This window comes from Paenibacillus sp. MER 180 (genome assembly GCF_023713665.1).
In the GTDB taxonomy this organism is placed as follows: Bacteria; Bacillota; Bacilli; order Paenibacillales; family Paenibacillaceae; genus Paenibacillus_B; species Paenibacillus_B suaedae.
The window spans coordinates 174246-198999 of the sequence record NZ_JAMAVT010000012.1 but is presented as its reverse complement, the minus strand read 5'-3'; the positions used below and the strand labels follow the sequence as shown (position 1 = coordinate 198999).

Here is a 24754-nt window from a genome sequence, read left to right as displayed (position 1 = left end):
CTCCTTAGTAAATAAAAAAGAGACAACCGTAACCGGCTGTCCCATCATTATTAATTTATTTGATACTTCTGTTTAACTAAAAGAACTTCTTCAGCTATATCGTAGTACCTCTCTGAGGGCTTACCAAATTCCGATAGCTTGTCATCAAATATTTTTTTTATCAGACCCGCAATCTCTTCTTTTGTCTGATATCCAGGCATTTTTTCTATTAGAGGTTCTATTTCTGGCCTATACTCGTCTATCTCATCAGTTAAAGAGTATAGGCCACTTGGATCATGCTCATTAAAAACTTTACTTAACTCATCAAAAAGCTCTACTCTTCTTCTTTTATCGAATTCTAAATCGAATGAAACCCTTCCGCTTACATTTGGTTTATATAGAGCAACAAATTCCTTCGGAGACAGAATGGTAAAGGTTTTTTCGTTGTTGATTTCATAGAATTCCTCTACTAGCTCTCTTCGTGGTGAGAGAATATTACCATGGTGATCTTTTAACACCCAATCATCTTTCTTGTCAGCAGAAACAAATATAACTTCTCTACCTAAATGCAAGATATGCTTCCAGATTATAAAATCCCCAAAAGCGTTTTCCTTTTTCCCTGCATCCCCACCAGTTAGTGGAGGAATTTTTTTGTTTGCTTTTTCTTTTGCCTCTGAGTCTATATTTCTATAGACTTCCTCAGGCAAATCAAAAAAGCTGTCCTGTATAATTTCTTTCAACATGCTAAGAACAGGATCACTTTGAAGAAAGGACTTTACTCTGTTTGATAAATCGGAAGTTTTTTTTCTATATGAATCATATGCCTCTAAATAGGATCTCTCTGCGTGATAATAATCATCTGATCCTTCTAACATGTCTAAAAATGGGACTAGTGATTCTAACTTTGGAGGCTTATGAAGCCGTGAATGCAGATCCTTATCAATTCTTTGAATAATTTCAAGAATTTTTTTAGGTCTCTGATCAATAAATTCTTTAAACACATGAGAAGGTACTTTTAATCGCCCATCATTAGATAATTCTCTCATTACCTCCAAGACTTCTGTTAAAGTGACTTCCTTCCATTGATACGCCGAGAGCAGAACACTGGAATCTAGAACAACATACGCCGAGTCCTTTATATCCTCCACACGTTGAGGCTCGTAAAAATATTTGTCAAAGGAGAATTTATCCGCCACACTACTTCAACCTTTCTGGAATTACTTTCTTTTACAACCATTTTAACATAACAGTGTGAGGATAAAGCAGTGTTAAGCCATATAGTCTGGGAATTTCTCGACAAAATCAAAATCTGTCGCTGTCCCCGATAACGTAATATCAATTCCCTTATTCTCGTCGATTTTTGCAATCAGGATATCCATATCATCATGGATGTGAATACCCGTAATCAGTACCCGCTCCGTGTTCCCAGTCTGCATATCTTCGATGGAGCCGGTGATGCGATCAAGAAACATTGTCTTACCTGCCTTGAACTGCTCTAGCAAACGATACCGCAACCGGGATTCAAGCTTTGACATGACTAGCTTCACGGGGATCTCATACCCCACGATCTGCTTTGTTTTACTCATCCGTCTAGCACGTACAATGTCCAGTGTCTCTGGTTTGAGGGTGACCTCGATTTCCTTAATAGTCTGTACAGGATCACCGTGGTCATCCTGTACGGATAGATTCCGTCCAATCAACTCGCGTTCCATCTACTATGCCACCTCCCAGTCAATGTAGAATGCTTCAATTGCATCCAACGGCTTCGCTAGCAACGTGAAGAAGGCATAATCAAATTCACTCTTCTTAGTAGGGTGCTCCTCAAACACGAAGCCTTCAGCAATTGCCTTTTGTTGTGCTCGGATTTTAAGGTATTCGATAACCTCCGCAATGAACATAGCGCGGCCTTCCTTATCGTTGTTCAGCTTCGCCTTATTCCGTTTGCCAGCGGCATAAATGTCGTTCAACATCTGGTCAATCGTCATAGAGACTCGGATCTTCCCGAAATCCTCACGCTCCCCCGGAGCAAGAGTTGATAGAGTATTGACTGCCGATTCAATGATGTAGTCATAACCATCACGCGTCGCCATCAATGTTCCCTCCGATAGCCCCTTCAGGACTTCCGAGTGGCTCCAATCCACCTTAGCCAGCGTCATTGGAACTTTGGTGCCAGTGAACGACTGATTCGCTGGCGTACCGGCCACAAGTCCAGCTACCCACGCTGCCCATTCAACAGAGCTGTATGTCTTTCCGTTGATGTGTTTACCGGCTATAGAGCAGTTGATGATGTAGCGTGCATTCATAGCACGGCTGCGCTCGTTGTGCACCTCAATGTCATCATCCATCGCCGGGTCGCCAGCAACCACCAACTGTGCCAACTTTCGCGCCTTCGTTCTGCGATCAAGAAGCCATTGTTTCGCAGCTGCCTGTACAGCAGGATCAGTTGCGGGCAAATAGAATACATCAAAGGTCAGACCATCGACGCGTTTGAAAATACGGCTCCAGTCAGATGCAGTAATCGGCGCTGTTCCTGTCTTCCCGCCAGTCATCTTAGTGAATGCCACGTCAGCTAAATCCACCGCTCCAATCTCTTGGAATCGTACCATTGCGGATTTAATCAGCTTTACAGCAGCGTCAGCCTTGTCCACTACAATGTATGTTTCAGTGTCATACACGCCTTTAGTGTCGCGGATCACGATCTCCTTTTTCGACGGGTCGGCAAGCGCCGAGCGAATCATATATTCGAAATCGTTACCGCGTGATCCCTCATAGCGTGCTTCTATCGTATAGCTATCCGCTACCGTGACGTTGGCCGCTTTTTCATCGCCATTAGTTACCCTGTAACCAATCACGGTAGCGCCCTTTTCAGCAGCAAGTTCAACTACATCTACTAGCTTGCCTGTCTCAAGGAGTCGTTCCGAATCGTCGGCCATATCTACGGCTTGATTCGGTTGCCCCCACTCGGCCTGATACGGCACCAATACGCGCCCCATATTCGGGATTACGCGTGCCTTTGCCAATGCGTGCAGCTCCACATATGCGCCTGGTCTATTCCGTTGAATCGACATTCACTGTTTCCTCCTTCGTTCGTTTCGGTTTTCTGTCTGTAGACACCTGTTCTGGCACTGCAGCAGGAGTAGATACAGGACGCAAGAAAGCATCCAGTTTCCTAGCCACTTCTCCCTTTGTCAGCAGAGCGGCATCCGAACAATCAAAAAGGGCGCCTGCCACCTCGAAGCGTTCGTGCTTCAAGGCGGCTGCGCCCTCAATCCATTCATACTTATTTCGTTTGTTATATTCCGCCGTCATGCATTGATCTCCTTTCCTTCATGCTCAATGTAAAAGTGGTTAATCTTCTCACCCGTCTCCGAAACTCGATCCACATGCAACAGATACGAATATCTGCAGGTGAATTCCACCTGATCGGCTTTCGGCCTGAGCTGCGGCGGCTCAATAACCATCATGATACCGAATCGCTCAGACGCCACGCAGAAGCGCTTCTGGCGAAGGTAGGTGAAGAAGGGAGTCAAATCAAAGGCGATTGGTTCCCCTTCGTCTTCCTCAGCTACTCGCTCCTTGTCAAAGTGAAAGACAAGCCCCACATCCTCGATGATTCGGTCGGCTTGCGGCGTGTGAACCCGATCCGAAACAAGATCCGTCTCGATAAATACGGAAGGCCGCTCGAAATCGCCAGCCATCCATCGCGACCTATCACGCAGGATAGGAAGATCCGGATACACCCGCCGTACAATTTCAGCCCATGCTTTCAAGCCCACGTCCATCATGCAAACAGCCTCCCCAATTCAATCTCCAGCCGCTTCATGATTAGCTGGTTAATCCCACCCTCCAGCTCTTTTACAGCAATGTCAAAGTAGTGGCGGCCAATGAACGACCTGGGCTTTGCCATGAATCCGCCTTTTGCGCTTGGATCGTACACAAATGAGCCGCCGCTGTTCCAATAGCCCGGAACAAAGTGGGTTTTGTGAATGGTGTATCCCTCGTTAAGTAAGCGAGGGTATGGCCACTTCTCCGGATCGTTACGGTCGCCTCCTAGATTGCTCCCTACTTCCAGCGTGATAGCGTTACGGTCTACGTCCCATTCCCAGACGTTCCCCTCGCTGCCACGAGTAAAGGAGTTCCACATGGCACCGGTATCGATAAGATCCTGCCGATCGATTTCATCAATGATGAGGTTCAGCAGGGTTTCCCCGACTGATTCAGCAATGTTACGCAAAATTTTGTTCATCCCATCATCGCCCAGCCTTTTGAATCTCTTGGCGAGTCCATCGAAATCATGCACGCTCATGTCCCTTCACCTCACATGTCACAAGGAGTTCCCGCCAGTAACGGCGAGGAAGCGAATCAATAACGAGATAGCGACGACCGTGCAGCAGTACCTCATCGCTGAACCGAACGTCTGCTTTTTTCGGGATGCCTACCGTCTTCTTGATGACGTATACGACAGGTTTGCTGTCCATCTTTTCAGATGTCTCGTTTTTGATGACAAAGCATTTGAGATCCAATACCTTCCCTGATTTACGATCGTTGAACAAATCATCATCATCCCTCTTGCTGCCCACACGGTATACAGCAAGAGGTGTATTAAATCGATGGTTCATAACACATATGCCTTCACACTGCCATTTTGACGCTTTGATATCCACTGCGAGAGGATTGCATCTACGTCAACATTGCCAGTTGTCTTGCCATGTACTGATTGTCTTGTATATGTCCAAGCTCCATCACTCTCGGATGCATAGTTCCGAGCAACTGCAGCAAGATACTCCTCGCTATCCTGTAACGCAAGTGATTCGGCTAACTTCGTCCAGGCAAGCATAATATGCTTGTCCGGCTGCTCTGGGAAGGGGACTGGTAGGAATAATTCGATCCGCGTCTCGGCATCATCAATGTACTGTTCCAACCGCTCCTCCCCCGCGTCCTGAACGACACTGACCAGGCTCCGCTTTTTAAGGAGTGACGAAGTCAGCATCTTCTTCACCCTGTAGCGCCTGGATCAGTTCTGCCTTTTTCATGTCGGCAAAACCTTCAATTCCCGCTGCCTTTGCTTTATCCCGGAGTTGAACAACCGTTAGGTCTTCTAAAGGAATGTGGAATTCCTCTCTTACTTCAAAGTCTGCCCGCTCCATGAGCTTCTTGACGATGGATTCATCTACTTCAATCGGCTTTTTCGGTTCAAAACGAATACCGTGCAAAGTTAGGGAGGCGTTCTCCCCCTGATATGTCACGAATGGCATTAGAATTCCACTCCTTCCACGTAAGCTACTGCCTGCGGCTCTTCAAATACCGGGTCGAAGTCCGAATGGATAGCATAGAATCGCTTGTCCGCATAGATTGCCTCTTTCCCTTCTGTCGTCTTACGGATTTGCATGTCGTACGTATGAACCATGACGAAGTTTGGTTGATACGTAAACAAGAGAGCACCCTCAGGCATGCTCCAAACCTCTTCAACATCGTAGGAGTTCACCTTTTTCACGCCACCCATAATTTGAAGTTGAATGGATGTACTAGTATCCTGCTCGGCCAACTTCTGCAGTCGTTTACTATAGGTGTTCGGATGCATGAAGAATTTAAAAGTTCCACCTGAACGGAAACGAGTAGGGATTGCTCGTTCCAACTCGAATAGAACACCTTTCTTTTGCGGATCTTTAAGCGTTGACCAATCGATGTAGTTTGCTTTGGTACGTGCAAGCTTCAACCATCCGTCATTTATTTTCAGGAATTCATGATCTGGATCGGTGCTAGGTGTTGCTACATCACCATTAAACCCAATGTCTTGCATGTTTTCGCCGTAGTTACTTGTCATGGCACGCATGATAATATCTTCTGCATCTTGACCACGAACACGTTGTGTCTGGCGAATCAACTCTTCAGTAATTTCAAACGGCAATACTACCGGCTCTACCGCGTACGGCACTTGCGGGAATTCTGGTGTTGCCAAATTCCCTGCCATAACATTCTCTTTCTTGCTTCGCAGGTTTCTACCTCTTACCGTAATTTTGTCGATCGTCCCTTTTGCAGATGTACGCGTTTCATGACGGATACCTTTCAAGAAGCTATTCGATTCGTAGGCCATCTCAATAAACTTATCGACCTGCTGATAGTTCATTGCGGTACTGTCCATCGATGATACGATTGTTGATTTTTTAATAATCTGACCGTTTGTTCTCATACTGACTTCCCCCTTTTTAATTACAGCAAATTGCCGAAGCTTACTCCGGTATCCGCCTTGATAATGTTGTCTTGCCCGCCTTCTTGTAACGAACCACCACGACTGTTCTTAATCAATTGCACATCTTCCGCAAGCGTCTGAATTTGCCCTGTGATTGGCTCCAATGCCTTGGCAATGGTATCTTCCAACGCCGCTTGTTCTGGTGTTGCGGTTGCCTCACCAGCAGCGGCGGCAGCCTCTCCATTGACACCTTCATCCTTCTTCAATTGGGAAAGTTCAGCGGTCAGTGTTTCAACCTGTTTTGAAATTGGTGCCACAGCAGCGGCAACAGCTTTTGCAATATCTTCTGCTTTCATTTCTTCTTCCTCCTCGGTCTCCTCTATGGGAGCTGTCTTATTTTTGAGTTCTGTCAGCGCAGAAATTGCATCGTCCAGATGCTTCATGTTGTCATTGGAAATCTTCTTACCAGCCTTCGCAATCTGCTCTGGTGGCTGACCAATGGCCTTAACGATGTCATCTTGAATCAGGACATCTTGCGCAATCTCAACAAAATCCTGTAAAGCTTCACGAATTACTTCCGCATCCGTCTCCATGCCGCTTTCCCATACATCCCAACGAAAAAGAACCGAGTTCAAGGCATCTTGTGCAGCCCAGAATTCTCGGTTCTTTCGGTTCGCGTTATATTTGTTGGCTACGGCTCCTTTTTCAATCAAGCCGAGTGCTTTGGCTATCTTCCTCAAGATCCCCTTTGATACCTCCTCTTCTTCCATTTCCTCACGCTTACCAGCGCCAAACATCGAAAAGCCGGTAATCTCACCTTTTTCGATCTGCTCCCAAGTGTCATCATCCAACACCTTCACACCAGCCACCCAAGAGCCCTTCTTGATCTCTTGATCACCCAACTGCATATCAACCGGAGCGATGTATGACTCGACCACATAGCCCTTGTCAGCATCAAGGTCGTGCTGCTTATCAATGTTGTACGTGTTTTGACGCTCCATAAAGCCGTGAGCCGCCTTTTCAATTTCGTCAGCGGTCATCGTATCCTCGTGAGCATCTTCTACATCTGGTTCATACACCACACCGTAAACAATCTGTCGAGCCTTGTCCGCCTTTGTAATTCGAATATCCTTCTGCAGCGGTTCCTTCCCCTCTTCCTTGATAATGGCGAATGGGCGCCCATTCGCGCCTTTATCAACGAGCGACAGATGCGTGATTTTTGCATCAGTCAATTTATACGCCATTTTTCAAGTTCACCTCCTTAACATGGTCAATAAAAAAGACTCTGCGCCGTTTGGCGAGAGCCTAATTAATTAGTTTAGTGCTGCAGCTTCTTCATTTGATCCTGCCGCTTTTGAAAGAATATACACCATTAACTGATTGAGAGAAACGTCTTCACGCGCGGCCATCTGTTGAAGCTCAGCATGTAACGACTTAGGGAGCCGCAACGGGAACTTTCCCGAAGGAAGCCCAGTTGGTTCGGGTATAGAAGCGCCCATCTCCAACTTTACCTCTAAATAGTCACGCATAACCTGCTGCAGCTCCACAATAGCTTCCTCTGCTGTGGTACCGTCAGTGTGACATCCTTGAAGTTCTTCGATTTTCGCAAAGAAATACGCACCATCCTCATCCTCTACGCGGTTTACACGCTGCGTATAAGGAAGACTCATGTAATAGTTGATGTCCTTTTCCATATGAACACCTCCAATATGAATTACTACTTTCTTAAGCATCAATTGATCTATATTTTAAAGATGGGGAGGGGATGTTAATCCCCTACCAACCTTTCTAAAATTTCTGTTATGTACGATATCTTCAACGGGCTTTTGTCTTTAAGAACAAACACGTCACCGTCTTTATTACCGTACACCCTATGGGATGTTGCTGACTTGCGTTTAAGCTCGTAACCGTAATGGTTAAGGACTTTCACCGCTTCGTCGTAGCTGATCCCGCGGGGCTGGCGCCTCATTTTCTCTATTATCTTTTCTACTGACGCCACCTTATCGCCTCCCCTCACTTATTATAATATCATATATGATATCACATATCAACAATAATGATATTGGATATGATATCATTATTCGACGGTTCGGGGAAGAAACAGCCTGTGACCTCGCAGATTCTTATGGTATAATTCTCCTTGTACAACTGAACTTGGGTGGGAAAGTATCGCCTCCAGAATCGAGGTGATGCTTATGACATTTTCGTTTTCGGAAGTGATGATGCTCGGGATGTTTATCCTCGCGTTGCTCACATACCTGAATAAACGAAAATAACCCGCCCAGGTTAGCGCCAAGGGAACGGGTTATTCTCTGATCTTTTCTTGGAGGTTTCCCACCCAAGTGTTGTACGGGGGAGCTGGAGGCAACCAGCTCCTTTTTCTATTTATATCATATCATGCTGTTTTTCATACATCAATCCATTACAGACTGCATGGTACAACGGCAATTGACGATTTCTTTCGCTTCCCCGGAAGGATCTCCGGGATACATCAACTTGCTCTTCCCAACCTCAAACGGTTCATCTAAAGGCTTTACTTGTCCATTCGCTTTTCTATGTGTCTTACGGGTTCGACTCCCGCCAGCAGACCGCCATTTCTTCCCGGTTACAACCTCTGATTGCTTCCATCCCTCCACCTTTCCACCATTGGCAGCCGCTGTGCTCATAGTCCGAGCTACTCGAACTGCTCGCTGCATTGAAAACGGACCCTCTTCCCCAGTAGCAGCCTGTGCGCTGACCTCTTGCACAAGCAATGCCCGTTCCGCTGGTGTTTTTCCTTCCTTGATTGCTTTCTGGAAAGAGCGAAGCATAATTTCGGTAGATGTATCATTCATGTCTGGAACGAGATCCTGAAGTTTGCGGGCAAACCGACCGGCGGCCTTGCTTTGTACTGTCCATATTTTATCTGGATTGAGTACCGTCAATTCGGTCTCTCCAGCTAACTCGAACAGTGGCATGAACGCATCATATACAGCTTGCTCAAATTGGGTCGTAAAGAGTTCACCCGTCTGAAGCGAGACAATGACCTTCCCTAGCCCGTCTATGTCAATCAACGCATCCTCGGTAAGTTCTTGAATTGCTTCGTGCAACGCCTTACCTTGTAGCTCCAGTATCTCGATGATCTGCTCTTCGCCCTGATTGTACAATTCCTCGAGCACCGCACGTTCCGCGTTAGTCAAATCTAAACTATCCAGAAATTCAGTGTCGTCCGCTTTTGCGATTCGCTCCAAGCAAGCCTCACACATGTACCATCGCCTCCGCTGTACCTTGCCGGAGCAGCCGCTTCGCCACTGTTACAACATGCTCCTGAATGTCGTCGGTTTCCGAACTCATTTGGAAGGCTTCTGGCTGGCTAATAGCCAACTGAGCAATAGGCGTGTCCAGGTATTCATCACTGTATTTCTTCTCATCGATCGTAGTTCCGAGAACGTCTTCAGCAATCGGGATTAGGTGACGAACGAGCATAATACCCCGATCTGCCAAGAAGTCCAGCATTCCCTTGCGATCCTCTGGATCTATAATCTTCGGTCCACGCAAAATAGCCCGGACTCGGAAGATGCCCATGGCAGGAAATAAGCGCTTATTGAACAGCTCGTTCATGATCCATTTGCGGTAAGGCTCAAAGACCTGTTCCTCGGCGAATTGCAGCGCCGCCTGTGCTGTCGCTCGGTTATAATCCGAACTTTGGCCGACCAAGATCGGAGGAAGCCGGAAGGAGGACAAAATATCAGCCTTCTTCTCTTTGCCGTATTCGAGGAATAGGGCATCTTGCTGCAGCAGATCGTTCAGCTTGTCTAACTTAATGGCCACCTTCTCGACCTTCTCATCCATCGGGCCGCCAGTCTCTTCCCCCTTGGCCTCAAGGTAAAGGATACCGCCTTGGGACTGCGATCCCTTTACGTTCCGGAGTAATTCCATGGACTGCTGTGTCAATCGACCATTAGTAACTGTCAAGATCATAGAAAGCATACGCCCATTCGAAAAATAGGAAACGTTCAACTCTTCTGCTTCCCTAGATCCTACTACACCAGGTGCATTCCCAAACCATCGTGGCTCCCCATAAGCACCATCGTTGCCGACTCGAAGAGGAATTATTTGATTTTCATCACCTTCGGTACCGAACAGCCTGAACCATACGACTGATGTCCCGCGCTTCATAGCGTAGCGGCGAGCATATATTTCTTGTGTAAACTCTTCGACTTTCTTGGTTGAGCTAATTCGCCGTTTCCGTTTAATCGTTGTCCGGTTACTCTCTCGGGTATAGCGTACGTACTTTGGATCCATCCGAAATATCGTTGGGAACTCACTCCCTCTAGGCCAAGCGACCTCTAAATTGCCCATACCAGTGCTCTCCAGATCCTCAATCAGCTGGCTGACTATTTCGTCAGGCGTATCCTCCAAGTTGCATGTCTCAAGGAACCTTTCTGCTCGATCCCATTCATCCTTGGCCGTTTCGTCGCTCTCACCCGGTAAATACTCCAATGCGATACCGTGGCCAGCAATATTGTGCTTGTATGCTTCAATGCATTGCGGAATTATATTGCTGTTTTTGACAAGCTGCCTGCAGCTGGCTGGGTCATTGCCTGGTTCAAACGGCAACAGGCCGTGTTGATCATAAAGCTTGTCGAATACATCGGGCAGCTGGGCACTTGATGGGATATGCCGCTCCCCTTCTTCTTTGGCTATTGGGAACCACGCTGCACTACCTTCACTCATCTAAATCCACCCCGCTCCCTCGTTGTGTTCTTCACGCTTTGAATTCTCCCGTTGCTGTTTTTTCTTGAACCATTCAAACCATTTTTCAGCCACCTGCCGCACCTGCAGCGCGATAGAATAAGCCATGATCCTGTCATCATGGCAGCCGCTGTCGGCCTCAGCTTTGCCATTCTTGTCAATCAGCGTCATACATTCGCCGTACAGCTCTGGACAGTAGATTTTATACAACTGATCCCGAATCGCTTCCTTGAAATCACTGATCATGACGGGGCGCGTGGCCTGATTGGTGTTCCATCCAAGCGTCCCCTTCTTATGCATGAAGAGCAACGGATAGTGACAAGTATTGAACAACGTATTTAGCACTGATTCCCCGGTGTTGTTGTTCTCTACAGCCAGCAATGCTGTGTTGTAAAACAAACCAAGGGTATTCAGCTTCTTGCCGTATAAGTCGGTGTCCCACTTACCATGGAGAGCGGCACACATTTCACCTATACGCTCTTCAAGTACGTAAGCAGCATCATAGTCACCATCTTCTTTGCCTTTGGCCGTATCAGCAGCCAAAACGTATCGCTTTCCCGGCTCTGGCTTCCGGTAGATGACCAGTTCACCAGTCGAGGAAGGAATAACCTTGCCCTTAACAAAATCAATTTCATGCCGGATACCTGTGATCGTGATTGCATCACGTAGCCGCTTAATAAACTTGTTGTCAAAGATGCCCTCGCCGGACAAAAGAAACGCATCATCAGGTTCGGACGGATACTCCTGGTCAAACTGTCGCGGATCTCCACCGCAATCATTTCGAATTGTGTACCGGCGCCATTGCAGTTGCTCGTCATCCAATCCGTACTTGCCCTTTAGTTCCTGTTCCTCTTCAGTGAGCTCGAATCCTGGTGGAACTGGCTTACGATAATCCGGCATTTCGAACCACGCAAAAAAGAGCGGAGTAAAATCACTCTCGCCCTTCACGGCTGCATCCCATATTTTCTTAAACTCTTCCATGCCATTTGCAGTGGACTCAATCACTCCCAAACTGCCCGGCTCCTTGGACAATGCAGCCAGTAGCGACAAGAGGTGTCTCTTTTTCTTCTTGGCTGGCCAGAAGGCTAGCTCGGAAGCGTGCAGATAATGTATCGTATCTGAACGTGCAAGCACACGGCTCTCAGCCGTCTGTACGGTGATCTTCGATTTAAGACCCGGATTCTTTCGCCGGTCTGCCGGGCGGATCGCTGGATTTTCAAATGTGAGCTTCTTGGCATTATTTTTCCGAGTCATCGGCTGGATGATAGGTGGAACCTTTTCATAATAAAGCTGAAACATATCATATAGGTTGCTGGAAGCGTCAGAGGACTGAGCAACAATAAATCCGTTCTTCGCTTCTTGTAGCGATGTGAAATAGTAAATCAGTGCTTCCGTGACCGTAGAGAACCCCATCTGACGAGCCTTCAAGATTACAATACGGACGGGCTTCCCCGCTGCAATATCCTCAAACACACGGGAAGCATAACGCCGTTGGGCATCGTTAAGAACTAGTGGAACCATTTCACCTGATTTGTTCTTGATCTTCAGCATTCGAAAACAGAATTGCTCAAAATCGGACAGGATCTCTTTCAGTTCCTCCAGCTTCTCCGGTCTATTCCTCAGCTTCCGCTTAATGCGTCGTCGGTGCTCTTTGGCTAGAGAAATTACCATCCTAAATCATCCCCATCATCTTCATCATCGTCGTTATCCTCCTCCCCTTCGCCATAGCCCAACGCTTTGATTTTATCTAGTTCAAGGCGTTCACGGGCAATCGCCAGCTTCTCTTCCTCTTGCTTCAAGTGTGCAATCGAGTTTATTACACGGAGTTTCTTGTCCCTCGTCTTAACCAAGGCTTCTTCCTGTTTGAGGATCTTGTCCAATTTTGATGTGACAACGGTCGTGATTTCAGTGACCTTCAATCCTTCGGTTTGGATAGGAACCTGTATCTGTTTCCCACTCTTTGGGCTGACGTAAGGCACCATGTCCTTCCGCTGCATAAGTTCCTCTTTTACCTTGCGCTCTTCATCACTCAAACCTTCCTCCAGAAGCTTCACCCGCTTCATATGGCGGCGTTCCTGAAGCGTAAGCATGCGAAGTTGTTCCTCAAGCTGTACAAGTGGGGTTGTGTCAATCTGTTCAAGTAGCTCCTGTTCATCTGGTTCCAAGGCATCCATGAAAATCGTCTCGTACATACCATGCTTCAATGCTTTCTTATTTCGATAAGGGCCGCCCGCCCCGCCACGGTTCCCCTTCGCATTTTGATTCCCCTGAGGTGCCCCGCCACGGTTTCCAACGGCATTCTTGTTACCTTTGAGGGCTCCCCTTCGTTTGGTAACGTTACTATTCGAATCATCAGTAACGTTACTATTCAGAGCATCCACCCAACGGTCTACACTCTTCCATTTCCGGATCTGCGTCTCACCGAGTCCAAGAGCTGTAGCAATATCCTTCAGCTTCATTTTGCCGCCGCTGTCCAGCCACATTTTCATAGCTTCGTCGCGCTGCGGACTTCGCTCTCTAGCCACTACATATCACCACCACCACTTGCTGTAATTTTGAAAGAAATATATTGTAAAAACAGAGCTCGATATCTTTCGCATATCAAAGAGGAGGATTCCTGATGTTCAAATATTTAATATCCGTGTTACTCATCACCTTAATTATCGAAATCATCTCTTTCTATTTCTACAAAAAGAAGCTAAAAAAACCTTTTAGACGAATAGTTATTGATAAACAAGATATTATTCTTGAATGCAAAGATATTAGCGTTCTTTACTCTTCATATAAACGAATTCCACCTGAAATGTTTACTATCGTGAAATTAAACCTTAAATCAATGGATCCGAAATCCCTCATAAAGGAGATAGTAGATTTTGCTATAAAACTTGTGCTTACCTTAGGTGTTTCACTTATTGGATTAACAGCTACAATTTCTGGAATATTGCTAAATTACGCTCAAAAAAACAAAGAAGGAACCGAAAAGCAATTTTCTGATGCATGGTCAGATATTACATCAGATCTCATTCAATATATTAAGCTTATACCCGACACTGCTTGGAATGCACTAACCGTAAGTAGTTGTATATTCGCCTTAATTACTGCGAACATTTTCTTTACATACCTCAAAAAGGAAGAGTACGAAAAACATATGAATGTAATAGAGCAAATAGAGAAAGAAAGAAGCTAAATATCGTCCTTCTGCAACTCGATATCTATTTCAATCAGCTTCTTCAGGTCATCCACCGTCTTTATCTCAATGCGGCCATCTTGGAAGTCTTTCACCCATCGAGCAATGCCCGCTTTAATAATCTTGCGGTACTGCTCCTTGCTTTCCAGAATCCCTTCCATGACAGCCAACTCATGCTGCATCAATACATCGTGTTCATATTTTGTTCCCATTGTGTTCCCCTCAATTTTCCGTTAAAATTGGTGGCGAGATAGTGGCTTGCGATTCCGTGGCCACGGGTTTCCACTATCTCAGCCGGGGGAACCTGGTTGGGTAGGAGGGCGTTGATGCGCCCTCTTTTTTATTTACTAAACCATTGCTTGTAGATCTCGGATGCAATCCCCTTCATCATCAATGGAGGGACGCTCATGCCGCAGACATATTGGACATCTGCATCCATGAAATCATAGTCTCGTGGGAATGTCTGAATCCGAATAACGTCCGAATCACTAATTTGTTGTGGGGCATCAGTCCGTACAAACACAGACGAGCTCGCAATTGTATTCGGCACCTTTTGCTCCTTGACCAGTATTGTATTGAAATTACTGTTCTTGCCCTCTTCCCTCTCGGTCACATCACCCATGTTAAGATCCCTTGGACGTCGCTTCTGCCACCGTTGGAACGTCCTAGTGCTAGGGTTTAAAGGCGCCCCTTCCCCGTCACGAATGTCCCTATACAGAACTGGCGGCTCATTGAATTCGAGCTGCAACCGTGGGAAAGGTATATCATTCCGCGAAGCAATAAAGAAGATCCGCTCCCTTTTCTGCGGTACGCCCATCGTAGCCGAATTCAGAAGGAACAACTGTGGTCGGTAACCAAGTTCTCGGAACCGTGACAGAACCATGCTGACATAGCCCCGTGCCTTTCCTATGATCATCCCTTTGACGTTCTCAGCAACAATGACTTTAGGCCGAAGCTTTTCTGCTACGTCTAAAAAGTCGAAAAAGAGATCATCCAGACGCTGCACAGCTTGCCCCTCCCGAAATGCAAACTCACCGCCCCACTTCTTTTCTCTGGAACCTGCGGTGGAAAATACGCTGCATGGCGGCGAACCATCCAATATGTCCAAGTCGGACAATTCCGCCGGCAGCTCATCATTGGGCAGCGCCTTGAAATCCTGAATCGGCATCATAAACGGATACTTCGGATTATGATTCTGCCGATAAATTCGCATCATCTGGGGATCAATCTCCACATTCCCCAGCACCGTGTATCCTGCAAGCTTATAGCCCATCGTTGAGCCGCCGCCGCAGGAGAAGCAACTGAACACAGTATGGCCATGTTTCGGCACCTGCTCGATATCTTTCAAACTCCAATCCCATGCTGGCATGTCTATTCACCCTCAGAATCAAAAACGAATCCACAACGCGGGCATTTGCACCCGAATTGGGATTCGTCGAATTCTTCCGTATCCAGTTCTCGGTTTTCGAAGTCGCCGAGCTGATCCTCTTGCGGCTCTGTGAATTCTTCAATAAGGCTTTCTATTTCATCGACATCAAAACCTGTAAGACCAAGATCTGCTGCTTCTGCTTGGAGCTCTTCAAGAAGGTGTGCCAGCGCTTCATCATCCCATTGGCCTTCCACCTTGTTCAAGGTAAGGTTCAACAACCGCTCTTGTGTCTCGTCCAGGTCAACGACTGAAACCTCGACTTCCGTGCGCCCCAACTCGTTGACAAGGATCTTGTAACGCTGATGACCACCGACCATGTTTCCAGTACGTTCATTCCATACGATAGGGTCAATGTAACCAAACTCCTCAATACTGCGGCGCAGCTTCTCGTATTCTGGATCACCTGGCTGCAGGTCAATGCGAGGGTTATAGGCTGCTGCTTTAATTTTATTTATAGATACGGTTTGTATATTCAAATTAACCACCTTCTTAATAAAAATAGACCACCTGATAGATGGTCATATTAGTTGAGAACTTATTCTTTTATACCTTGCATCAAAACCAAACTGTTTTAAAAGCGCCAATACATGTTGGTCGGCTTCGAAAGCAGAGTATATAATATAGATTTCAACATCAGCAGAGTCCATATCCAACATCTTCCCAAGAACTTGCTTTTGCTCCGAATTCAAGTCAGAATTCGTTATATACTGCAATATATATATAAAGGAATTACAAAAATTATGAAATAACTGTTCATCTTTTGTTATTGGTTCATTTTTTTTAATTTTTGATCTTACTATCTCTACTAATGCCTGAATTCCTCTTGAAATATCTCCATTACTAGTTCGTACAATACGCTCAATCCTTTTATTTTTTGTCATTATTAACTCATTTATCGTTGTCATGGCTATTTGTAGGTTCATTAGGTTCCTTTGACTCTCAAGTTGATCTGCCGATCGAGCAGTTTCTTCTCTCTGCATCTTCAACTCTTGAGTTTGCATTTCTATAGCCTTTCGCTGTAGAGATAATTCCTCTGTTTGCATCTGAATTGCCTTCTGCTGCTCCTTTAGCTCTTGCCTCTGGATCGAAATTGTATAAATAATTCCGGCAAACGCCAAACCAGCAAATAAGGAGTTAACTGCACCAAACATGTCTCCTGCTGTACCGCGATAAGTTTCGTCAACAAAAAGCGTTATTATTACTGCAGATAATGCCCATATCGAAATGATGCCAATAACGACCCAAATTAAGTTCTTTCTTTTCATATAAAATCACCCCAACACATCATACATCGCTTTCCAATATCAGACAATGCATTTCATTAGTGATCAAAAATACACTCCATTGAGTTGAGTTGGTTTCCTATATATGCATTCATAACACGCTCGTAGAACGCTTCTGCGGTACCGCCATGGCGTTTTTTAATTTGCATCCTACATTCGGACTCATTAGAACATGCGTTCCTTAAATCAGCTTGTATATCAAATTTTCAGACAAAAAAAGAACGCTCCTTCAAGCGCTCTCAATCAAAGTTACAAAATACCTATTATCTTTTTTTATAACTAGTCCCTCATCTATTAGACTACCAAGCATTGTGATAACAAAAATATAATTACTATTTGTACGTAGCGCTATGTCCTGTGGAGATAGCCCTTTATTCCCCGCACCCTTAAGAACTGACAGAATCTCTTTTTTAAGATTGATTACATTGTTCATTTTGTGTATTACTTTTAAATTTATATCTTCATCGTTATTAGTCTGTTTAGCATTTTCAACTTGACTCTGAATTAAATTGAGCTTCTTCGACAACTCTGTAATTTGTGCAAAGTATGTATTCTCAGGTGTAGATTCTGCCAACTGTTTTTTTGCTTCTTCAATAGTTTCTATTAGTTTTTTAGCCTCTTCGATTTCGCTTGTCGCTCCGTTTAATTCATTATTGATTTGGTTACTACGGTTCTTTAAAATGCCGATAAAATTACTTTCATCTGTAAAATCACTTGGGGCATATAAAACACCATGTTTAAACAATAGCACAATAAAAAATAAACCTACTAATACAAATGGAAACAACATAACAAACCACACAAAAGTTTTTTGGATCTCAAGAGGTAAGCCCAACAAAACTGCAGTGCCAGCTATTTCAGCAATACCTGCAAATATAGCTATTATCGTTAGTGGATTTTGTACCTTGTTTTTATTATTCACTTGTTTCACCCCGCAACCATAATAACCCAATCGCCATAATGAGACAATAAATATTAGTAATATGCTACTTAATTAATTCAACACTATTATTGTTATGTACATCTAAAAAATAGCCCTAGCAGGGACTCCCGAATGAGGATACAATCTCAAACCTTTGTTCCAACTTTCCCTCTTCAAGCTCTCTTAATAAATCGTGCACTTCTCCTGAAATCTTACTTTTATATATCCCATCCTGATCTATAAAGAATAAACCTACATCACAAATTGAGCTAACATATGGTGAATTATCAGAAATCTCTTTAAACACTTCAAACATTTGCTTGAGTACTACAATTATATCCCCATTAATTTGATCATGTAAGCCATGCCGTTCTTCAAGATCTTTAACTAATTCTAAATTCTCTAAGTAATCTGATGGGTAAACAATAAAAATCTCTTCACTAGGTGCGAGTGCGATATTCTTCCCATAATGAGCATTTGATAGTATCCCCATTCTAAAGAACATTTCTGTATAATCTGTGGAAGCTCCAAACCATGAGACTACAGCAACACTTTGATCAATCTGCTGTTCGAAACTACTGGGATTTATCTCCTTTGCATTAACTACCGCGTCGTCGTAAATTTTTAATACATCATCAGTACTTCTTACTTCTTTTTCTGCCAAGCTTCCTTTAAACGAATCTAAAAAATCTGCCAATCCAGCACCGCTTACCCATCCCATCTCTGGCAGATTAATTAACTTAATACGATTGTCTGTGTAACCTAGTTCCTGTTTAGATCCATAATTAATTCTTCGATCAGTAAGCATGATGTTTAACATTTTAGTTGAATAACAAATAATAGCTGTCATTCACAATTCACCTCCACTGCCATACTTCGACGACAGGAAGGTATTTCCTCCTACAACTTTCGACTTACTTTTACACATGGCCGCCTACCGCAGTATTGCTTCGTACCCGTCCAATCGCCCCATACACATCCTTTGCAACGGGCTGGCTGCTTCGGCGGATCTCTAAATCGCTTCTTTTTCTTCTTCACAGTGCATTCCTCCAATAAAAAAAAGCCGCCCAATAATGAGCGACTTCGGTTTATATATAAAGTTAATTCAATCAAAAAGTTATGTTCGAGAAATTGCGTCCGTAAACGGCCGCTGCAAAATTGCTGCGCTCTTTGCTATTAAAAGCATACGTACTTTGTAACTAGAGAGGAAGAACCAAGACCATTTTACAAACGTCTCATTTTCCACGTCAAAATGATATTCTCTCAAAAACCCCATTTAACTCCCCTAATGCTTAAGCACATAAAAACTTACTCACTAATTTCATATAGCCTGTCACAAAGATAAGCAGCTCTCTATATTCATTCATGAAAAGACAAATTGGGAATCGGTTCGCAATTTTTTAGTCGCTCAATCCGACTCCTAGGATGTGAAGGTATGAAAGGAGGGAGTCTAACATGTATTTAGCAATAGTTGTTGTTTTTGTTATTTTGGCTATAACCGCTATCTTAGCAATACGTGATATTTGCATAGCAAAATATGATCGTGATAAGAAAGCGATAAGAGCTATTAGTAAGAAGTAATGCAAAAGGGACAAGCCGTGTTGGTTTGTCCCCCTCTTAATATACGAGAAGAAGTACGCCCCGGTTCGAATGCTGCCTATATGCAGCCGTGCGTGTCATTCTCGCCTTTTTCTATGGTTACATACTATCACGGAAAAACGGTCAGACGTTGTTCAACTTCAGTCCAGCTTACGGTCATAACGCATTCATTTTACAGTCATATTACTGTTAAACCTTCATCCACTACCCAACACCCTCGTATTTACTATACATCAGATCGACATGCGGTCTTAACTAGAGTTACTAAAAGCCCACATTTGGAGGCTTTCAAATGTACTATCAACAATTAATTGTTTCGTTGGTTTATTGTTTTGGATGTTGTTAAATAAGCGACTAAGGCGGTTATGATTGCAGTAAGAATAGTAGTGATGATTGTTGATATATTGTTCTGAGCCCACTGAGTCGGATTTTGGAAAAGAGAATTGTTATTAATAGAAAGTTTATTTACGGTTCCGCTTGCTTTAAATGGGCCACCTTCTTTAGACTTTTTATCTACTGTCAAATAAGATGTAATTTGATTGTAAGGAAAATCCTTTGCATGAGCCGATATTATTGCTCCAGGTACTTCATATTTTTGAGGTTCACCCGACTTAATTACAGTTAGTACTGCATCGTCATTTCCAACAATTTTGATATCACTAGAATATCCATAGTAATTAATGGTTTGACTCTTTTCAGGAAGCACTTTAAGTATAAAAGCTTCGTCTGTTAAGAATTCCAGCTCTAAGTATTTACTACTTTTCGTTGAATTACTTTCAACGGGTATTAATTCTAACAGTTGATCAAAAGTTATCTTTTTGTTTTTTAGATAAATCTCTACATTACCTTTAAAATTAAATGATATTTCCCTGTCGGAAGATACACTCCAAACTGTTTTGCTTCTTTTAGAATAACTTTCAACATTTTGCTTTCTAATCAATTCGAAGGATTTACCAGTACCAACGTTAACACGAAAACCGTTGAGAAAACTAAACTCCGGTTTAAATTCTGCGTCCTTGTAATAATTGTTAGTTATCTCTAATGAGTCAAGTTCATTTGCGCCTTTAGACTCTATCAACACATTTTTGTCTAACAGAACATTTGGAGGTGATATATCAATAACATCGCTAGTACTTGCTTTGTCAAACACAATTCGTAGTTCTCTAGGTGCTAAAGTTTGAACTTTACCTTCTACCTTTACAGATAGAGATGAATTGTTTGTCATTTTTCCACTAATAATATGTAAACTATCTGTTGTGACCTTCAAGTTTGTACCTAGCATAACTTTATTAAAGGAAATATTATTAGCAGTTGTCTTATAGGTAACCCATGCATCCTTTGGAGTGAAAATAAATAATAAGATAATTACCCCTAATATAAAAAGTACTGGCATGATGTATGGCAGCATCCTCACTACGAATAATTTCTTCTTGTGTTTCGGCTTCTGGAGATAATCATCTATAAGATCACGATTCATAATTTAACCCCACCAAGATCGTTTTCTAAAAATTAGATTCATACTACCATAATATTGAACAAAAAAATATTACCAATTCATGATATGTAGTACAACAAGGTCGACACGATTCAAACCACATTTCAATAATCTGGAGATCCCAGTAAGTTTCAATCCCTGCCGGGGAAACGATAGCTAAACGTCAGAGGAGCAGTTTGCAAATAGCAACTGCTCCGATTTTAATAAATTGATTTTGTCTGCTAAAATAGTTCTCCTTGTTTATACGGAACCTAGATAGCAACACTCCCCTTAAAACCCAACACTATCCTGTTCAAAGAACCCCATCAACTTCAATGTGTTGGCCATGCTTTCGATCCCTTCTGTAATTTTCCGACGGATTGTACTGTCCGATAAACTATATCTGAAAAACAAAAGCGTCTCCTTATAGGAGTACCCTTTCATATACCTATAATCGACCGCCTTTTTTGCTTCATCATCCCGAATTAACATAAATGCTCTCCACAATTGTTGTGTATATAAACTATACTGCTGGTACACCCAACGCTGTTTCTCAATCAGGATGGTGGCATTCGCCGTCTTGTCTGCGTGCAGATCTTCTTGATCAATCCGTCGAGCAACTTCGCCATCAATGGCTACTTGCTTCAGGTCGGCTTCGAATTTTTCAAAATCCTTCATTAAGGAAATCATATTTATGTATTTTCCAAGAAGGAATTTTGTCCGCTGGATCTCCGATTCGCTTGCTTTTGGAAACAGCTCACATTGTCCCCACGCCATCGCCATTCCCCTCAATCCCCTCGTTATGGTATATTGGTTATGGCTTGTGATAAACGCCCCCGCAGCCTGGCCAAGGAACAGCGGAGGGCGTTTTATTATTTACTTAGGTCGACCACCTACCACTCCCCACCTTTCCGGGCATACTTTCCATTGCCCAACTTTTGTGAGGCGGTAACCACTGTCTGTCCTTTATAGTCTCGAGGTTTTAATGCCTCGAGTCGTTGACGTTCTGCTTGCAGCTGCTCCTCAGTTAGAAAGTATGAATCGATTTTTTTATAATCAACCACATTATTCATCAGCCGTACCTCCTAACGTGATACAGAATGAAAAAGGCCCCAAGTAAAATGCATGCTTTCGTTTTCCACTCCAACTGCTTCCAAGCATCCAGTACCCAATGAACCACCTTCGGAGGTTTATATCTATCTCCACTTTCATTCCCTTTACCTCTCTGTCCAATTTTATTTGTGAAAATATTTCCATCTGTGATAGAATAGAAACCGTATTACCGTACTATCCATCCCACACGTAAAGGAGGGATGGCCATATGAATCTAAGAAAAATCAAAATCATTTTTGACCTCATCATAGTCTCCGTAGAGTTCACATTTGGTCAAAAACCGAAAAACGGTTCATAACGGCCGGATTGAAGGGATTGAGTGGATATGCTTTATCCTCTCAATCTGGCCTAAGCGTTACATATATGAAATGAATTTATTAATTTGTCTGTTATTCTTCTAGCTGAGACCATTTACACATTTAAAATGAACGCCGCAATCGTTCCGTAAGCAAGCAACGAAAGCGACATTGCCACGAATGATGCTGCAATAACTGCAATGAAAAGCTTGAATCTTACTTTGTTCATAAATCCTCCTTCCCCCACTTCATAACAGTTTCCACATTAATCACTCCATCACTGGATTAGCCCCAATAGCCTAAATGCAATTAGAAGTTTTTCAAATGCTGATTGTCTGATGTTTGAATATGTCACCGCACATACAGGCGGAGTAATTATCTGAGAGTACACCTCCAGGTCCGATACCCGCGTCCTTTTCATGTAGCGTTCATTCACTAAGCATCTTTCTATCGGATCTAAGTGTTCGACTACAGCGTCAATTGATTTACAAATCTGCGCTTCCTTCGGAAGCGCTGGCAAATTCAATCGATTCAGAAAACTGAAACTCCTATATGCCTCGAATATTCTTTCAATCGTCATCTTGATTTCTCTTTGAGTCACAGCCTCACCCGCACATATGTTCTGTTTGACGGCCGCAAAGGGCCGCAAAGGGCCGCCAAACGCCTTCAAACCTTTGGATTGTTGGAACGCCTTAAGCCGCTCCTCCGTCTTTCATTTGCTCTGCTACACGCTTCTTATATGCGCTCCAACGAGAACTAAGCTGTCCACTTGTCATACCTGTTTCTTTTGCAATTTCCAACCATGTTTTATCCTGCTGAAGCCGTTTCTCAAGCAGCGCAGGGAAATCAATCGGGAGGTCATCGTATGCTGGTCGTTTCTCAAGAATATACTTCTCTAGCTCCTCCTTGCTGATATCGGAAGATACGCTTTTTGAAGCAGTCCCTTCTTCACCTTGGCCTTCCTGCTCATTTTGTGACTGTTCCACTTCTTCGCCAGCAGTCTCTTCCTGTTCTGGCTCAAACTCTACTGAATCAGTGTCCGTTGTGCCTGCCCCAGCTTCGCCTGTTTCTTTTGGATCCGGATTAGTGACTTCCTCAACATCACCCTCTTTGTTTGCTGCAGGTTCAGATTGAACATTGCCCTTTCTCCACTCGTCCCATTTGATCGCCAGCGGTGCAACCCGTGTCCGATAATCTTCGATGATTTCAGCAACCCGTCCGCTGCTCACGTCGAGCTCATTAGCAATCTTCATGTACGTTTCCCCGCTACGAATGCGCTGAACGTAGGCCGCGAAGTCATAAGGCAAATCCTCGTATGTCGGTGCCAGCCCAGAAACGATGAAGTCATCAATGATGGTCTTATCTGATTCCTTCGCTTCGTGCTTAACTGGTACTTCCTCTTTCGGAACGCCTTCCAGCTCCATCTCTACCTGTTCGCCTTCTGGCTTAACCTCAGATACAACACCCTTTTCATCCACTCGATAGTTTTTGATCGGTTTTTCCGTTCGCGCATCGAGAGCGACGTTATATTGCACGACCTGACTCTCCAAAGAGAATCGAATGTTTTTTTCAATCATTTTGCGAAGGTGGTAGTAATCTTCTCGGCTGTCCAAATCTTGTGTAACTTCGATCTGCAGAACCATCTTCCCGCCCTTCTTCATGTTTGCTCCCAGCAATGTTCCTTCTGACTCGATGTAACCCATGTTATGCAGCTCCTTTTTTAAGTTTTTGATGGAAGGCCCAGCAGAGCGCAATGGCGTCTGACGGGTCGAATAAACGATCTCTAATGTCGCCTTTTTTGAATTTCCCTTTCGGGTCGTCCCGTTGGTACAACACAGGGACCGCAATTTCGTCATAATCCAAATCGAATAGCATTTGCATTTCTATTGCTACAGTCTCCTTGTCTGCATTCCCTTTGCCCGTCTCCCGTTTCAATTCTGTCGGTCTGACTTCTGCAATTTTGATGCCCTGATGGAGCGCTGCCAGCGTCACCATAGAGTAAGCTCCTACAAGAGCCAAGACACTGTTCGCATTCTTGAAGTGAACCGGACGTTCTAGAATGACTATTTCCGGACGGTGTTGTCCAATGAGTTGGTAAGTATCCTGGTATATTGCATCAAGGACATACGGCATTTTAATTTCACTATAATCACGGAGACCAAAATCAATTGGCTTGCCGTTGCTCATGGTTGCCCATCCTGCGTAATTGGTTCCGTGGTCGATCCCCATCGTTTTCATTCATCGTTCTTCCCTTCTGTCGTGGCAGCAGGCTACGATCGATTACAAACACTTCCCCGATCGTATATCCGTCTTCCCCTATCACTGAGTAATAAATGCTTTGTTGATACAAAGGGTCGAGCGGCTTACGACACATGCGCACCACATACTCTCGATTCAAATTCTTGAATCCCCTCTTCGATTTCATCTGATTCGATAGACGCAAACTCTTTCTCAAGCTCCTGCAGAGAGGGTACTTCATATGTCCGTTCAAAACGCTGTTTCATGTACTCGTAGACACTCCATCTATTCCAAGTTCCCTCGGCCATAG

32 protein-coding genes are annotated in these 24754 nt (G+C 44.1%); 2 read left to right on the top strand and 30 right to left on the bottom strand.

Annotation, left to right across the window (positions count from 1 at the left end; all coding sequences use genetic code 11):
• Positions 1-50: 50 nt before the first annotated feature.
• The 17 genes from M3661_RS20015 to terS all read right to left on the bottom strand — a co-directional run bounded on the left by M3661_RS20015 (position 51) and on the right by terS (position 13428).
• On the bottom strand, positions 51-1175 hold the full coding sequence (locus M3661_RS20015) for a PIN-like domain-containing protein (protein ID WP_251487899.1): 1125 nt from the start codon (positions 1173-1175) through the stop codon (positions 51-53).
• Between the two features lie 72 nt (positions 1176-1247).
• Positions 1248-1691: a phage tail tube protein gene (locus tag M3661_RS20010; protein WP_251487896.1), complete on the bottom strand. Its 444-nt coding sequence runs from the start codon at positions 1689-1691 to the stop codon at positions 1248-1250.
• Between the two features lie 3 nt (positions 1692-1694).
• Positions 1695-3047 (bottom strand): phage tail sheath subtilisin-like domain-containing protein, encoded by a 1353-nt coding sequence (locus M3661_RS20005; protein WP_251487893.1) that lies wholly within the window; start codon positions 3045-3047, stop codon positions 1695-1697.
• On the bottom strand, positions 3028-3288 hold the full coding sequence (locus tag M3661_RS20000; protein WP_251487890.1) for a hypothetical protein: 261 nt from the start codon (positions 3286-3288) through the stop codon (positions 3028-3030). Before M3661_RS20000 ends, M3661_RS20005 begins: the two co-directional genes overlap by 20 nt.
• Positions 3285-3764, bottom strand: a complete 480-nt coding sequence (locus M3661_RS19995) for a hypothetical protein (RefSeq protein WP_251487887.1) — start codon at positions 3762-3764, stop codon at positions 3285-3287. The genes M3661_RS20000 and M3661_RS19995 overlap by 4 nt, the downstream gene beginning before the upstream one ends.
• A complete protein-coding gene (locus tag M3661_RS19990; RefSeq protein WP_251487885.1) occupies positions 3761-4285 on the bottom strand; it encodes an HK97 gp10 family phage protein in 525 nt (174 codons plus the stop codon). Before M3661_RS19990 ends, M3661_RS19995 begins: the two co-directional genes overlap by 4 nt.
• Positions 4272-4598: a hypothetical protein gene (locus M3661_RS19985; protein ID WP_251487882.1), complete on the bottom strand. Its 327-nt coding sequence runs from the start codon at positions 4596-4598 to the stop codon at positions 4272-4274. The genes M3661_RS19990 and M3661_RS19985 overlap by 14 nt, the downstream gene beginning before the upstream one ends.
• Positions 4595-4969: a head-tail connector protein gene (locus M3661_RS19980; RefSeq protein WP_251487879.1), complete on the bottom strand. Its 375-nt coding sequence runs from the start codon at positions 4967-4969 to the stop codon at positions 4595-4597. The genes M3661_RS19985 and M3661_RS19980 overlap by 4 nt, the downstream gene beginning before the upstream one ends.
• A complete protein-coding gene (locus M3661_RS19975; protein ID WP_251487876.1) occupies positions 4947-5234 on the bottom strand; it encodes a Rho termination factor N-terminal domain-containing protein in 288 nt (95 codons plus the stop codon). Before M3661_RS19975 ends, M3661_RS19980 begins: the two co-directional genes overlap by 23 nt.
• On the bottom strand, positions 5234-6169 hold the full coding sequence (locus tag M3661_RS19970) for a major capsid protein (protein WP_251487874.1): 936 nt from the start codon (positions 6167-6169) through the stop codon (positions 5234-5236). The genes M3661_RS19975 and M3661_RS19970 overlap by 1 nt, the downstream gene beginning before the upstream one ends.
• Before the next feature lie 20 nt (positions 6170-6189).
• Positions 6190-7413: an XkdF-like putative serine protease domain-containing protein gene (locus tag M3661_RS19965; RefSeq protein WP_251487871.1), complete on the bottom strand. Its 1224-nt coding sequence runs from the start codon at positions 7411-7413 to the stop codon at positions 6190-6192.
• Positions 7414-7482: 69 nt separating this feature from the next.
• The gene (locus tag M3661_RS19960) at positions 7483-7863 is read right to left on the bottom strand and encodes a toxin-antitoxin system HicB family antitoxin (RefSeq protein WP_251487869.1); all 381 of its coding nucleotides are present in this window, start codon (positions 7861-7863) and stop codon (positions 7483-7485) included.
• Between the two features lie 74 nt (positions 7864-7937).
• The gene (locus M3661_RS19955) at positions 7938-8168 is read right to left on the bottom strand and encodes a hypothetical protein (protein WP_163980030.1); all 231 of its coding nucleotides are present in this window, start codon (positions 8166-8168) and stop codon (positions 7938-7940) included.
• 415 nt (positions 8169-8583) lie between these two features.
• Positions 8584-9414: a phage minor head protein gene (locus M3661_RS19950; protein WP_251487866.1), complete on the bottom strand. Its 831-nt coding sequence runs from the start codon at positions 9412-9414 to the stop codon at positions 8584-8586.
• Positions 9407-10885, bottom strand: coding sequence for a phage portal protein (locus M3661_RS19945; RefSeq protein ID WP_251487864.1), 1479 nt, complete (start codon positions 10883-10885; stop codon positions 9407-9409). Before M3661_RS19945 ends, M3661_RS19950 begins: the two co-directional genes overlap by 8 nt.
• Entirely contained in the window at positions 10886-12574 is a 1689-nt protein-coding gene (locus tag M3661_RS19940) for a terminase large subunit (RefSeq protein ID WP_251487863.1), read from the bottom strand.
• Complete coding sequence (gene terS / locus M3661_RS19935; RefSeq protein ID WP_251487862.1) at positions 12568-13428, bottom strand: phage terminase small subunit; 861 nt, start codon at positions 13426-13428, stop codon at positions 12568-12570. The genes M3661_RS19940 and terS overlap by 7 nt, the downstream gene beginning before the upstream one ends.
• 95 nt (positions 13429-13523) lie before the next feature.
• On the opposite strand from terS, the gene M3661_RS19930 reads away from it, so the two are divergent.
• Positions 13524-14090: a hypothetical protein gene (locus M3661_RS19930; RefSeq protein ID WP_251487861.1), complete on the top strand. Its 567-nt coding sequence runs from the start codon at positions 13524-13526 to the stop codon at positions 14088-14090.
• Here the strand turns inward: M3661_RS19930 and M3661_RS19925 are convergent.
• From M3661_RS19925 to M3661_RS19895, 7 genes are all read right to left on the bottom strand, one after another.
• On the bottom strand, positions 14087-14302 hold the full coding sequence (locus M3661_RS19925) for a hypothetical protein (RefSeq protein WP_251487859.1): 216 nt from the start codon (positions 14300-14302) through the stop codon (positions 14087-14089). The genes M3661_RS19930 and M3661_RS19925 overlap by 4 nt on opposite strands.
• A 128-nt stretch (positions 14303-14430) precedes the next feature.
• Positions 14431-15459, bottom strand: a complete 1029-nt coding sequence (locus M3661_RS19920) for a DNA cytosine methyltransferase (protein ID WP_251487857.1) — start codon at positions 15457-15459, stop codon at positions 14431-14433.
• Positions 15460-15461: 2 nt separating this feature from the next.
• The gene (locus tag M3661_RS19915) at positions 15462-15995 is read right to left on the bottom strand and encodes a ParB N-terminal domain-containing protein (protein ID WP_251487855.1); all 534 of its coding nucleotides are present in this window, start codon (positions 15993-15995) and stop codon (positions 15462-15464) included.
• A gap of 42 nt (positions 15996-16037) precedes the next feature.
• Entirely contained in the window at positions 16038-16784 is a 747-nt protein-coding gene (locus M3661_RS19910) for a hypothetical protein (RefSeq protein WP_251487852.1), read from the bottom strand.
• Positions 16785-17031: 247 nt separating this feature from the next.
• Positions 17032-17724, bottom strand: coding sequence for a coiled-coil domain-containing protein (locus M3661_RS19905; RefSeq protein ID WP_251487850.1), 693 nt, complete (start codon positions 17722-17724; stop codon positions 17032-17034).
• A 115-nt stretch (positions 17725-17839) separates the two neighbouring features.
• A complete protein-coding gene (locus tag M3661_RS19900; RefSeq protein ID WP_251487848.1) occupies positions 17840-18574 on the bottom strand; it encodes a hypothetical protein in 735 nt (244 codons plus the stop codon).
• 50 nt (positions 18575-18624) lie between these two features.
• On the bottom strand, positions 18625-18762 hold the full coding sequence (locus M3661_RS19895) for a hypothetical protein (protein WP_251487846.1): 138 nt from the start codon (positions 18760-18762) through the stop codon (positions 18625-18627).
• A gap of 417 nt (positions 18763-19179) precedes the next feature.
• On the opposite strand from M3661_RS19895, the gene M3661_RS30325 reads away from it, so the two are divergent.
• Positions 19180-19305, top strand: a complete 126-nt coding sequence (locus tag M3661_RS30325) for a hypothetical protein (RefSeq protein ID WP_285853123.1) — start codon at positions 19180-19182, stop codon at positions 19303-19305.
• 325 nt (positions 19306-19630) lie between these two features.
• On the opposite strand, the gene M3661_RS19890 is transcribed toward M3661_RS30325, so the two are convergent.
• The 6 genes from M3661_RS19890 to M3661_RS19865 all read right to left on the bottom strand — a co-directional run bounded on the left by M3661_RS19890 (position 19631) and on the right by M3661_RS19865 (position 24752).
• Entirely contained in the window at positions 19631-20800 is a 1170-nt protein-coding gene (locus M3661_RS19890; RefSeq protein WP_251487844.1) for a hypothetical protein, read from the bottom strand.
• A 288-nt stretch (positions 20801-21088) separates the two neighbouring features.
• Positions 21089-21580, bottom strand: coding sequence for a hypothetical protein (locus M3661_RS19885; RefSeq protein WP_251487842.1), 492 nt, complete (start codon positions 21578-21580; stop codon positions 21089-21091).
• Between the two features lie 110 nt (positions 21581-21690).
• Positions 21691-21870: a hypothetical protein gene (locus tag M3661_RS19880; protein ID WP_251487840.1), complete on the bottom strand. Its 180-nt coding sequence runs from the start codon at positions 21868-21870 to the stop codon at positions 21691-21693.
• A gap of 1028 nt (positions 21871-22898) precedes the next feature.
• Positions 22899-23909 carry an aldo/keto reductase gene (locus tag M3661_RS19875; protein ID WP_251487836.1) on the bottom strand — a complete coding sequence of 337 codons (1011 nt, stop codon included), beginning with the start codon at positions 23907-23909 and terminating at the stop codon, positions 22899-22901.
• Between the two features lies 1 nt (position 23910).
• Complete coding sequence (locus M3661_RS19870; RefSeq protein WP_251487834.1) at positions 23911-24444, bottom strand: crossover junction endodeoxyribonuclease RuvC; 534 nt, start codon at positions 24442-24444, stop codon at positions 23911-23913.
• A 125-nt stretch (positions 24445-24569) separates the two neighbouring features.
• Positions 24570-24752: a hypothetical protein gene (locus M3661_RS19865; RefSeq protein ID WP_251487831.1), complete on the bottom strand. Its 183-nt coding sequence runs from the start codon at positions 24750-24752 to the stop codon at positions 24570-24572.
• Positions 24753-24754 lie beyond the last annotated feature (2 nt).